Here is an 11,950-nt window from a genome sequence, read left to right on the forward strand (position 1 = left end):
ACGAAACAGGTTGAGCCTGATGAAACGATCTACCGTGCTGAGCTTCTCCGCGATCGCCGGTGTCGCGGTCGTCGGCGGAGCCCTCGCGATCGGCCTCCCCCAGGAGAACGCCAGCGCCGCCACCAACATCGCCACCGGCTTCGCCGGTCAGAACGGCGGCACCAGCGGCGGGACGGGCGGCGCGGTCGTCAAGGCCAGCACCGGCACCCAGATCCACGCGGCGCTGTGCGGGCGCGCGGCCGTCGACACCCCGATCACCATCCAGGTCGAGGGCACGATCAACCACGGCAACACCACCAAGGTCTCCGGCGACAGCTGCAACACCGCCGCCGACCGGATCGAGCTCAAGGGCATCAAGAACGTCACGATCGTCGGAGTCGGCGCCGGCGCGACCTTCGACCAGCTGGGCATCCACATCCGGGACTCCAGCAACATCGTGATCCGGAACGTGACGGTCAAGAACGTCAAGAAGTCCGGCTCGCCGCTGTCCAACGGCGGTGACGCGATCAGCATGGAGAGCACGGTCCGCAACGTCTGGGTCGACCACTCGACGCTCGTCGCCTCCGGTGGCGAGGCCGAGGGCTTCGACGGGCTGTTCGACATGAAGGACGACACCCAGTACGTGACGCTGTCCTACAGCATCCTGCGCAACTCCGGCCGCGGCGGGCTGATCGGCTCCAGCGAGACTGACACCGGGAACAGCTTCATCACCTTCCACAACAACAAGTACGAGAACCTCGACTCGCGTACGCCGTTGCTGCGTGGCGGCATCGCCCACATGTACAACAACCACTACTTCAGCCTCAACGAGTCCGGCATCAACGCGCGGGCCGGCGCCAAGGCGAAGGTGGAGAACAACTACTTCGAGGACTCCAAGGACGTGCTGGGCACGTTCTACACCAGCGCAGCGGGCACCTGGCAGACCGCCGGGAACGTGCTCGACAACGTGACCTGGTCGGCGAAGGGCAGCGAGTACAACCCGGCCGGGCCGAGCATGGCGTCGACCACCACGGTCTCCGTCCCGTACACCGCCGTCATGGACAGCGCGTCCTGCGTGCCCTCGATCGTCGCGGCGACCGCCGGCGCCGGCACCGGCCTGAAGGTGTCGGACGGCAAGTGCTCGGTGACCGCCACCCCGACGACCGCTCCCACCACCGCGGCGCCCACCACCGCCCCCACCACCGCGGCTCCCACCACCGCGCCGACCACCAGCCCGTCGGCGTCGGCTTCCCAGCCCAGCGGGACCAACCTGAGCCTCACCGGCAGCGCCGACGGCTCCAGCAAGGCGAGCGGCACCAGCTTCGGCTACGTCAAGGACGGCAAGACCACGACCTTCTGGTCGCCGAACGGCGCCACCGGTGACGTGTCGATCAAGTGGAGCACGGCCACCAAGGTCGCCCGGATCAACATCGTCCAGGCGTCCGGCTCCTCGATCGGCGCCTACCAGGTCATCAACGGCTCCACCGGCGCGGTCCTGAAGTCCGGCACGGGCGCGGGCGTCATCACCATCCCGGCGACGTCGCTGACCAAGCTCACCTTCAAGATCACCAGCTCGGCCGGCACCCCCAAGATCGCGGAGTTCCAGACCTTCGCCTCCTGATCCCGAGGGGCCTGGCTCGTCGCAACTAAACCGTTGCGACGAGTCGGGCCCGACTCGTCCTTTCGCCCGATGTCCTATTCGTGATCATCGAGATAGCCTCGCGTCGAACTCGACGACCCACGGGGGCAGCATGGGCACCAAGAGGATCGGCGCGGCGGCACTCGCCGCGCTGACCGGCACCACCGTTCTGACCGTCGGCACGGCCGCGCCGTCATCGGCCGACTCGACTCTGACCTACCTGAACGTCACCACCGTCGGCGACATGGTCGTCGACGGCGAGCACCAGCGGATCTTCGTCAGCGACCCGGGCGAGGGCAAGGTCGTCGCGATCGACTACTCCGGCAACGAGCTCGGCAGCGCGCCCGTGACGAACGCACACGACCTGGCACTCTCCACCGACTCGTCCCAGCTCTACGTGACGTCGTCGGCAGAGAAGGCCATCGTCGCGCTGAACACCACGAACCTGGCCAAGTCCGGGGAGTTTTCCAGTGGATCCGTCACGCCGACGGACGTGGCCTTCGTCGACGGCCGGATCTGGTTCTCCTACCTCGACAACGGGCTCAACAGCAACCTCGGGGTGATCAACCCCTCTGCCGAGCCTCCAACGGCCCTGCTGAATCGTTCTGAGAAGAACTGGTATGGCGTCGTCGAGATCGTCGCCGCCAGCGCCACCAACAGGCTGGCTACGGTCTCCTCCGACCAGACCCGGATCCTCGACGTGTCCGGTGACGATGTCACCACGGTGGCAACCGGATCCGGCGAGAGTAGTTACCTGAAGGACGTGGCGATCTCCCCGAAGGGAGACCGGCTCGCCACGGCCTCCGGCTCTTACGGAACGTACCTCCGCGATGCCGACGACATGGCGACCCGCCGCCAGCTGGCGGCCGTGACATCCGCGGCATCCGTGGACATCGCCCACGACGGCACCATCGCCAGCGGCGGCCGGTGGTCGGACCACGGGTTGGGGTTCGGGACGTTCAACAGCTCCGGCGACGTGATTCAGAAGCTCGTCCTCGAGCCCAGCGGCGTCCTACAGGATCGCGGCCTGGCGTGGGAGCCCAACGGCGACCGCCTGTTCGCCATCGCGACGTATGCCAACAAGCGCCGGCTCGTGCTGCACAGCTGGACCGATGTCCGGCGCGCACCGGCGGAGCTGACCTTCAGCGGCCCGTCGACGACCGTCCCGGGCGCGGCGGTCACCCTCAACGGCAAGCTGACCTCCACGGTTCCGCTGCCCGCCGGCGTCAATGTCACGATCTCCCGCGGCGAGACCTCCCTGGGCACCGCCACGATCGCGGCGGACGGCTCGTTCACCGTCACCGACACGCCGCAGGGCGCCGGCACGGTCACCTACCAGGTCGCGTATGCCGGCGACGCCACCCACCTCCCGGCGACCAAGACGCTGGCGGTGGAGATCGCCCGGGCCGCGACGGCACTGACCGCCGCCGGACCGTCCAGCGTGGTCCCGGGCGCGGCGATCAGCATCACCGGCACGCTGACGTCGGCGGCGGCCCTGCCCACCGGCACCTCCATCGCCGTCTCCCGCGGAGAGACCGCCCTGAACGCGGCCACGATCGCGGCGGACGGCTCGTTCACCGTCACGGACACCGCGCCGGCGGCTGAAAGCACGCTGTCCTACCGTCTGGCCTATGCCGGTGATGGCACCCACCTGCCGTCCACTGCGACGGTCTCGGTCACCGTGTCCCGGTCCGCGCCCACCTTGACGGTGTCCGGGCCGGCCTCGGCGACCCGGGCCAAGGCCCTCACCATCACCGGCAACCTGACCGCCGCGGTGGCGCTGCCGGCCGGGGCGAAGCTGTCGGTCACCCGGACCGACCTCGACTCGCCGGCCGGTGTCCCGCTGGGCCTCAAGCCGGTCTGGAGCAACGGCGGGTTCTCCTTCACCGACACGCCGCAGGCCGGTGGGACGGTCACCTACCGGGTCTCCTACGCCGGTGACGCCACGCACACCCCGGCGTCGGCGGCCAAGGCGATCGCGGTCTCCCGGACCACTCCCGCCATGTCGCTGAACAACCACGGCAAGGTGTTCGCGTACGGCCAGACGGTGCCCTTCACCGCGTACCTCGGCCCCACCTACAAGAACCGGGCCGTGGAGATCTGGGCCGACCCGGCCGGCACCGACCAGGGCTGGCGTCTGATCAAGCGCGCCACCGTGAACAGCTCCGGCTACCTCTCCGCCAATATCAACCTGACCCGTAACACCACGGTCAGCGCGGCCTTCACCGGAGACGCCCGGTACGCCCCGCGAACCCTGACCGCGACCGTCGGCACGCGGGCCGACCTCGGGATCCAGATGTCGAACGCCTACGGTTCGATCAAGGTCGGCGGCGTCAACTACCTCAAGTACCGCGACACCGTGAACGTGGGCATGAAGCTGCGCTCGAACCCCACCCCCAACTTCCGGGGGGTCCAGTTCGTGATGCAGCGCTACGTCAACGGCAAGTGGCAGACCCAGCAGTCGCAGTACTTCCTGGCCGACGACCGGCTCACCCTGAGCGGCGCCGGTAAGGCGGGAGTCAAGTTGCGGGTCACCATCGGCTACGTCATGGGCACCTCAGGTGACAGCCTGAACGTCACCACGTGGGCGCCGCACAAGTACTTCACCTTCACCAAGTAACAACCGGAAGCGGCCTGACCGAGCCCTCGGTCAGGCCGCTTCTTTCTGCCGGCGCACCAGCATCACGCACTCTACGATCAGGGTCAGCACGGTGAGGCACCCGGCGACCAGGAACGCCATCACCGCGTTCGCGGTGAGCCACGGGCCCAGCCCGCCGGCGTTGTCCAGACTCGCGGTGAACCCGGCGACGTCGTGGCATTCGCTGCCTGTGCACGACTGCGCGGCGTCGCGACCGGCCGAGAAGGTCAGGACCAGGCCGAGAATGCCGCCGCCGATCGCCGCCGCCGGGGCGAGCAGGGCGAACCACAACCGGTAGGCGCGGTCCCGCCACCAGCCACGCACCCACATCACCACGACGAGCGCGGCCAGGATCCAGACCGTCCACGGATACGACATCCCCGGCACGATGCCATACCGACCGGCCTCCAGCGCGACGCCTCCATGCAGACGGCGATGCCCGCTCCTATGACGGTCGCCACAGGAGCCGCCACGATTGCGACCGTACGTAGCGGGCCGTGCGGGCTTCCCGAGGTCATCGGTTCCGCTTGGTCACAGTCGGTGTCTCGCGTGCCAGGGACCCTCATGATCAAGAAGGTTGTGCGGCACAGAGGTCCCCAACGATCGTCCACTTTGCATACGATCAACCGGCCGCAGTGATCACCATCTGTGCCTGTGGCGTAACTTAACGGGGAGATTCGTTGCGCAGATCGCTCTGGGCCCGCCTCGGGTTCGCCATCCTGTCCGGAGTTCTGACCACCACCGCACTGACCGCGCCCGCCGCCGCCGCGGAAACCGGCGTCATCACCGGCACCCTCACCGACCGGTCCGGCCAGCCGGTGTTCATCGCTCGCGTCGACATCGTGAGCGTCGACGGGAGCGTGAAGTACAGCAACCACACCAGCCAAGACGGGAGCTACTTCAATACGGTGGCACCCGGCACCTACCGTGTGTCGTTCCAGTGGAAGTCGGTGACCCAGTGGGCGCACGAGCAGGTGGACGAGAGTCAGGCGGCCACCTTCACGGTCACCGAGGGTGAGACTGTTCGTGTCGATGACCAGCTGGTGCCTACCGGCACCCTGAGCGGCCACCTCACCAACGAGGACGGCACCCCACTGGCATCCGCATGGGTGGTCCTTTTCCGGGGCGACAGTGTGCTCGACTACACCGAGGCCGACGCGAACGGTTTCTACTCGTTCCACACGGTGATGCCGGGCGATTATCGGGTGAGATTCAACTCGAATGCCATCCCAGGCCCGATCACCGTCGTGGCGGGCCAGACCACCACGGCGGACGGGCGAGTGTTGCCGCCGCCACCGCCGACCCTGCTGGTAGTGAAGGCGGTGGACTCGGTCACCGGTTCACCGGTGAACGGATTCTGCGTGGTGGCGGGCTGGGACGTCATCCCCACGGGCCAGGTGTGCAGTGACACCGACAGTGTCACGGTCACCGGGCTGTCGGCCCGCTCGGTCGGCTTCTCCGTGGAGCCGGAGCCGGTCAGCTATTACCTCGCCAAGCGGGGTCTGAGCGCCACCGTCATCGCCAACGAGACGACCGTGGTCACCGTTCCGCTGGTCCTCGGCGGCCAGGTCGCATTCAGCGCCACCGACCGTCAGAGTGGTGAGGCGGTCACCAACGTCTGCTACGGGCTTGACATCATCGGCCAGCCCCCTGCCGGCGGCAGAGGTGGTTGCACCGGCCCGGGTAGCACAGGGACGCTCTGGGCGCCCGTCGCGGCAGGCACGTACACGATGTTCGTCGTAGCGCCGGGCGACTACGGCCACCAGTGGCTCGGTAAGTCCGGCGGCACCGGCAACCAGCGGGATGCCGCCCGGATCGTCGTCAAGCCGGGTGAGACCAGCACCGCGCCCACCGCACGCCTCGACCCGGCCGGATCCATCACCGGTGTGGTGACCGGATCCGATGGCGCCCCGCTGAGCAAGGTCGGCGTCGACTTCCAGGCAAAAGGGGATTTCTCGGACAAACCGGTTACGACCCGCACCGACGCCTCCGGGCGCTACGTGATCGGCAAGCTCGGCCCCTACTCCTGGCCGCTGCACTTCTCCTCCGCCTCCGGCTACCCCGACCAGTGGTCGGGCAACAGCGGTGACCGCTTCAAAGCCAGCCGGATTCCGGTCACCGCCGGTGGCACGAGCACCCACGACATCACACTGGCGAAGGGAGCGGCTCTGGCCGGGACCATTCCGCCGGGTTCTGCGCATGTGCGCCTGGTGGCACACAACGCGATCACCGGTGACCGGACTGGCGTCTTCAACCTTTACGACCCGGAGAACGGCGTGGCGTCGTACCAGATCCCACTGATCGGCGGTCAGCAGGTCAAGCTCTATTGGGAGGTGTACAGCGGGCCGGCCCGGGAGACCTGGTACTCGGGCGCGGCCAGCTTCAGCACCGCTCGGAAGATCGACATCCCGCGCAGCGGCGTGAAAACGCTCGACCTGACGGCTCCCTGACCGAACGTGGACGCGCGGCCGCCCTGCTGGGCGGCCGCGCATTCGGGAAGCCGGGTCAGAAGCCGGCGCTCACCCGGGTGAACTCCCAGTCGGACTGGGCGATGCCGGAGCAGTTGCTGACCACGCCGCCGCCGGCGCAGCCGCGGTCGCGGTTGACCGCCCAGAAGGTGAAGCGGGCCAGGCCCTTGCTCTTGGCGTAGTCACGGATCCTGGTCCAGGTCTCGACCGTGGTGACCTCCTGCTGGTCGGAGAGACCGTTCATGCCGGAGATGCCCATGTGGGCGTACGCCTGGGCGTCGGTCCAGCCGAATGTCGACTTCAGGACGTTCTTCAGGCCCTCGGAGGCGCCGACGGTGGAGCCGTACATGTCGGCGTGGCCGCTGAAGTCGAACGGCATCTGGGTGAAGATGTCGATGTTCGCGCCCTGGGCCTTGGCCTGCTGGATCAGCCGGACGCCGTGCGTGTTCGGGCCGGTCGGCGTGGTGCCGAAGGTGAGGATGGTCTTCACGCCGGGGTTGCGCTGCTTGACGATCTTCAGCGCGCCGACGATCCGGTCGGCGACGACGTAGTTCTCGAACTCGTCGGTGTTCTCGATGTCGATGTCGATCGCCTTGAGCTGGAAGGTGTCGATCACCTTCTGGTACGCGCCGGCGAGCGCCTCCGGGGTCGAGCAGTTCGGGCCGAGCTTGTTGCCGCTCCAGCCGCCGATCGACGGGACCACGTCGGCGCCGGCCGCGCGGATCGCCGCGATGGTGCTGGCGTGCGCCCCGCCGGTGAGGCCGGTGGAGCCGTCCCACGCCGGGTTGCAGCCGTTGCTGGCCAGCACGAACGCGATCGTGAAGGCCTTGATCCCGGTCGCGTTGACGATCGTGGCCGGGGCGGGCGGATTGCCCCAGCCCGGGTACAGGTACGGCGCGGACGCCATCTTCGTACCGGTCGCCGGCGGCGGGGTGGTCGGGTTGGTGGGCGGCGGGGTGGTCGGGTTCGTGGCGCCGCCGCAGACGCCGTTGTCGGCCCAGACCGCCCACTGGCTGCTGTTGGTGGCCGGCGACTCGTTCTGGGTCCACCACTTGGCGGTGTAGTTGCGGCCGTTCTGCGAGGCCACGTTGTCCTTGACGTAGACCGCTGACGCGCTCCACGCCGGGGCGCAGGCAACAGCCGCGCTGGAGACGGTCATCGGGAGGACGGCGGCGGCGGTGCCGAGCGCGCCGACCGACGCCACGAGGGCGATCTTCCGGGTCAGCTTCATGAGGGGGCCCTTCAGGGGAGAGTGGCGAGGTGCGGGTCGACGGTGTTGGCCCAGGCGTTGCCGTTGGTCACGTCCCAGTTGATCGACCAGGTCATCGCGCCGCGGATGCCCGGGTACGTGGCCGGCGGCTTGAACGTGCCGCAGTTGGTGCCCTTGGCCAGGCAGTCGAGGGCGTTGTTGACGACCGACGGGGCGACGTAACCGCCACCGGCGGCCCGGGTGCTGGACGGCAGGCCGAGGGCGACCTGGTCGGGGCGCAGCCCGTTCTGCAGCGGGATGCAGGCGAGGGCGGTCAGGAAGTTCACCGAGCCCTGGCCGTACGCGGCGTTGTTGTCGCAGCCGAGCATCGCGCCGGAGTTGTAGTACTGGGTGAAGACGACGGTGAGGATGTCCTTGATGTCGAGCGCGAGCTTGAAGTACGAGGACTGCGGGTTCTGCATGTCGATGGTCTGCGGCGCCATCGTGATGATCAGGCCGCTGCCCACCTTCGCCCGCAGGCTGCGCAGGGCCTGCGCCATGTAGGTCGGGTTGAGCCCGTTCTCGAGGTCGATGTCGACGCCGTCGAACCCGTACGTCTGGATCAGCCGGTGGACCGAGTCGGCGAAGGCGGTGGCCGCGGCGGCGCTGTTGACGGCGACCGAGCCCTTCTCCCCGCCGACCGAGATGATCACCTTCTTGCCGCGGGCGTGCAGGGTGGCGATGTCCGCCTTGAACTGGGCGTCGGTGTAGCCGCCGACTGCCGTGGCCAGGCCCGGGTCGAGGGTGAAGGTGACCGCGCCGGGGGTGGTGGTGGCGTCGGCGAAGGCGACCGCGATCAGGTCGTACGTGGCCGGGACGGCGGCGAGCTTGAGCGCGGCGGCGCCGTTGTCGAAGTTCTGCCAGTACCCGGTGAGGAAGTGCTTCGGCAGCGTGCCGTCACCGGGAGGCTGCGTCGTGGGCGGGGTGGTCGGCGGAGTGGTAGGCGGTGTCGTCGTAGGAGGCGTGGTCGTCGGCGGGGTGGTCGTCGGCGGGGTGGTGCCGCCGCCACAGACACCGCTGTCGGCCCAGACCGCCCACTGGCTGCTGCTGGTCGCCGGCGACTCGTTCTGGGTCCACCACTTGGCGGTGTAGTTGTGCCCGTTCTGCGAGGCCACGTTGCCTTTCACGTACACGGCGGAGGCGCTCCAGGCGGGCGCGCACGCCGTCGCCGCCGAGGCGCTGCCCGCGAAGTAGGTCGCCGTTCCGCCGGCGCCCAGCGCCATGACGGTGGCGAGGATGATCGATCTGGAGCGCTTCATCGGCGTCCTTCCCTGTACGTCCGTGGGGATGTCTAAATCTTTAGGACTGTTAACAGAGGAAGTAAAGAGGCCGACCCTTAAACATCCTTAAATCGAGAGAAGTTGTTATCCGCGGTTCCGGAACCCGTCCCCATTGACCTGCGGAGGTCCATCTCTAAAGACTGTTTGGAGAACCGCTCCCTCTCCCCCAGGAGGACTCCCCCATGCGGAAGTTACGTGCACTCCTCGGCGCGGCCACGGTCGCGCTCACCCTGGCCGGCGCCCTGACGGCGGCCTCCACCGGCGACACCGCGGAGGCCGCGGTCGGCCCGGTCACCTGGTCGGACGAGTTCAACGGCGCGGCCGGCGCCCCGGTCGACGGCTCCAAGTGGAACTTCGACATCGGCGGTGGCGGGTTCGGCAACAGCGAGCTGCAGTACTACACCAACTCCACGAACAACGTCCGCCAGGACGGCCAGGGCCGCCTCGCGATCACCGCACGCAAGGAGAACCCGGCCGGCTACCAGTGCTGGTACGGCTCCTGCCAGTACACCTCCGGCCGGATCCTGACGTCCGGCAAGTTCACCCAGAAGTACGGCCGGTTCGAGGCCAGCATCAAGGTGCCGAAGGGCCAGGGCATCTGGCCGGCGTTCTGGATGCTCGGCGACAACCTGGGCAGCGTCGGATGGCCGCAGTCCGGCGAGATCGACATCATGGAGAACGTCGGCAAGGAGCCGAACAAGCTCTACGGCACGATCCACGGCCCGGGCTACTCCGGCGGCAGCGCGATCGGCGGCAACCGGACGCTGTCCGCGCCTCTCGGGGACGCTTTCCACTCGTACGCCGTCGAATGGTCCCCGAATCTGATCGTCTGGTACCTCGACGGCAGTGAGTACTTCCGGGTCACCCCGGCCTCGCTCGGCGGCCGGCAGTGGGTCTTCGACCACCCGTTCTACCTGATCCTGAACGTCGCCGTGGGCGGCAACTGGCCGGGCAGCCCGGACGCCTCCACCACGTTCCCGCAGACCATGCTGGTCGACTGGGTCCGCGTCTCGGCCTGGAACGACTCGACCACCCCGCCGCCGGCCACCGGCAACGCCCTGAAGAGCAACCTCAACGGCAAATGCATCGACATTCCCGGGGGTACGGCCAACGACGGCGCCCGCCTGCAGATGTACGACTGCAACGGCACCGCCGCCCAGAAGTGGACCTTCAACGGTGACGGAACGCTGCGCGCCATGGGCAAGTGCATGGACCCGGCCGGCGGGGCGCTGACCAACGGCACCCCGATCCAGCTGGTCACCTGCAACGGCAACCCGGTGCAGCGGTTCACCCTGTCGGCCGCCGGCGACCTGGTGAACATCTCCGCCAACCGCTGCGTCGACATCCGCGAGGTGAACCCCGCCAACGGCGCCCAGCTCCACCTCTGGGACTGCGTCGGCGCCGCCAACCAGAAGTGGACCCGCGCCTGACGGATTACGTCATGCGCACCAGGTGATGCCCGGTGCCGGCGCCGCTGTCAGCAGCGGCGCCGGCACGCGTCACCCGCCACAGCCGGGCCTTGTCGTCGTCACCGAGGGTGATGACGCGTTTGGCGTTCGGGCTGAACCGCAGCGCCCACACGGGACCGTCGTGCCGGCCGAGCGGAGTGCCCTTGGGGCTACCGGTCACGGCGTCCCACAACCGGACGGTCCCGTCGTCGCTGCCGGTGGCCAGCAGGTCGCCGTCCAGGCTGAACCGCATGGCGCGCACCGGGCCGGTGTGCCCGGCCAGCGGCAGGGCGGCCGGGGCACGGGTCGCGGTGTTCCACAGCCGGACGGTGTTGTCGCCGCCGGAGGACGTGGCCAGAAGGTTCTTGCGGCCCAGGTTGAAGGTGAGGGCGTACACCGGCCCGGCGCCGGTGACGATCGGCTCGCCCGCGGGCTCGCCGGTGGCGGTGTTCCACAGACGTACGAGATCGTTGCCGCCGGAGGCCGCCAGGAGCTTTCCGTCCGGGCTGAAGCTCATCGCGTACACCGGGCCGGGGCTGACGGTCAGCGCCGCTCCGATGGGCCGGCCGGCCGCCGTCCACATCCGCACGGTGTCGTCGGCGCCGGTCGCCGCGAGACGTTCGCCGTCCCGGCTGAACACGACCGAACCCACCGGCCCGGAGTGACCGGTCAGGGTGCGTACCGGAGTGCCGGTCACCGCGTCCCAGACCCGTACCGTGCCGTCGTCGCCCGAGGTGGCCAGCAGATCGCCGGTGGAGCTGAACGCCACCGAGCGCACCGGCCCGGTGTGGCCGGCCAGCGGCAGCCCGTGCCGCTGTCCGGTGGCGGGATCCCACAGCGAGACCCCGCCGTCACCGGCCACCGCCAGCAGTTCGCCGTCCGAGCTGAACGCGATGGCGTGGATCGCGCCGGCGCCGGCGGTGATCGCCGGTCCGCCCCGGCGGCCGGTCGCCGTGTTCCACTGCTTCACCGTCGTGCCGCTCACGGTGGCGAAGATCTTCCCGTCCGGGCGCACGGTGATGAGCCCGTCCACGCCCGGCAGGACCCGCCGGCCAGGGGCGGCCTCGGCCGGCAGCGCGGCGGTGACGGCGGTGAGCACGAGGAGACCGATCAGGGCCGCCAGCGCGATCGTCCGGCCACTACGAGTGTCTACATGATTCCGTTTGGTAGTCACAGCCGGACCGTAACGGCCCTGGTCAGCGAATTTCCGGCGCTTTGTGAGCGTTCATCCGGCCGGGTCGGGTCCACA

Annotated in this window: 8 protein-coding genes; 4 read left to right on the forward strand and 4 right to left on the reverse strand. The window is 68.9% G+C overall.

All coding sequences use genetic code 11. The annotated features are described in order from the left end of the window. Nucleotides 1-19 precede the first annotated feature (19 nt). Nucleotides 20-1,600 carry a pectate lyase family protein gene (locus tag ACZ3II_RS04685; RefSeq protein ID WP_465516226.1) on the forward strand — a complete coding sequence of 527 codons (1,581 nt, stop codon included), beginning with the start codon at nucleotides 20-22 and terminating at the stop codon, nucleotides 1,598-1,600. Between the two features lie 130 nt (nucleotides 1,601-1,730). Continuing rightward, nucleotides 1,731-4,238 carry a hypothetical protein gene (locus ACZ3II_RS04690; RefSeq protein WP_465516227.1) on the forward strand — a complete coding sequence of 836 codons (2,508 nt, stop codon included), beginning with the start codon at nucleotides 1,731-1,733 and terminating at the stop codon, nucleotides 4,236-4,238. A gap of 30 nt (nucleotides 4,239-4,268) precedes the next feature. On the opposite strand, the gene ACZ3II_RS04695 is transcribed toward ACZ3II_RS04690, so the two are convergent. Further along, on the reverse strand, nucleotides 4,269-4,634 hold the full coding sequence (locus ACZ3II_RS04695) for a hypothetical protein (protein ID WP_465516228.1): 366 nt from the start codon (nucleotides 4,632-4,634) through the stop codon (nucleotides 4,269-4,271). Between the two features lie 302 nt (nucleotides 4,635-4,936). On the opposite strand from ACZ3II_RS04695, the gene ACZ3II_RS04700 reads away from it, so the two are divergent. Continuing rightward, a complete protein-coding gene (locus ACZ3II_RS04700) occupies nucleotides 4,937-6,706 on the forward strand; it encodes a carboxypeptidase-like regulatory domain-containing protein (RefSeq protein ID WP_465516229.1) in 1,770 nt (589 codons plus the stop codon). Nucleotides 6,707-6,761: 55 nt separating this feature from the next. On the opposite strand, the gene ACZ3II_RS04705 is transcribed toward ACZ3II_RS04700, so the two are convergent. Together ACZ3II_RS04705 and ACZ3II_RS04710 are read right to left on the reverse strand one after the other, a co-directional pair. Next, complete coding sequence (locus ACZ3II_RS04705) at nucleotides 6,762-7,955, reverse strand: carbohydrate-binding protein (RefSeq protein WP_465516230.1); 1,194 nt, start codon at nucleotides 7,953-7,955, stop codon at nucleotides 6,762-6,764. Between the two features lie 11 nt (nucleotides 7,956-7,966). After that, the gene (locus ACZ3II_RS04710; RefSeq protein ID WP_465516231.1) at nucleotides 7,967-9,232 is read right to left on the reverse strand and encodes a chitinase; all 1,266 of its coding nucleotides are present in this window, start codon (nucleotides 9,230-9,232) and stop codon (nucleotides 7,967-7,969) included. Nucleotides 9,233-9,435: 203 nt separating this feature from the next. Here ACZ3II_RS04710 and ACZ3II_RS04715 point away from each other — a divergent pair, with 203 nt between their 5' ends. Continuing rightward, a complete protein-coding gene (locus ACZ3II_RS04715) occupies nucleotides 9,436-10,683 on the forward strand; it encodes a family 16 glycosylhydrolase (protein WP_465516232.1) in 1,248 nt (415 codons plus the stop codon). Between the two features lie 4 nt (nucleotides 10,684-10,687). Here the strand turns inward: ACZ3II_RS04715 and ACZ3II_RS04720 are convergent, their stop codons facing one another. After that, nucleotides 10,688-11,875, reverse strand: coding sequence for a WD40 repeat domain-containing protein (locus ACZ3II_RS04720; RefSeq protein ID WP_465516233.1), 1,188 nt, complete (start codon nucleotides 11,873-11,875; stop codon nucleotides 10,688-10,690). Between the last annotated feature and the right edge of the window lie 75 nt (nucleotides 11,876-11,950).

It is taken from the genome of Actinoplanes sp. NPDC019969, assembly GCF_055562375.1.

Excerpts from the sequence above, each read along its gene's own strand:
- ACZ3II_RS04685 (WP_465516226.1), top strand. The coding sequence starts at position 20 with ATGAAACGATCTACCGTGCTGAGCTTCTCCGCGATCGCCGGTGTCGCG.
- ACZ3II_RS04690 (WP_465516227.1), top strand. The coding sequence starts at position 1,731 with ATGGGCACCAAGAGGATCGGCGCGGCGGCACTCGCCGCGCTGACCGGC.
- ACZ3II_RS04695 (WP_465516228.1), bottom strand. The coding sequence starts at position 4,634 with ATGTCGTATCCGTGGACGGTCTGGATCCTGGCCGCGCTCGTCGTGGTG.
- ACZ3II_RS04705 (WP_465516230.1), bottom strand. The coding sequence starts at position 7,955 with ATGAAGCTGACCCGGAAGATCGCCCTCGTGGCGTCGGTCGGCGCGCTC.
- ACZ3II_RS04710 (WP_465516231.1), bottom strand. The coding sequence starts at position 9,232 with ATGAAGCGCTCCAGATCGATCATCCTCGCCACCGTCATGGCGCTGGGC.
- ACZ3II_RS04715 (WP_465516232.1), top strand. The coding sequence starts at position 9,436 with ATGCGGAAGTTACGTGCACTCCTCGGCGCGGCCACGGTCGCGCTCACC.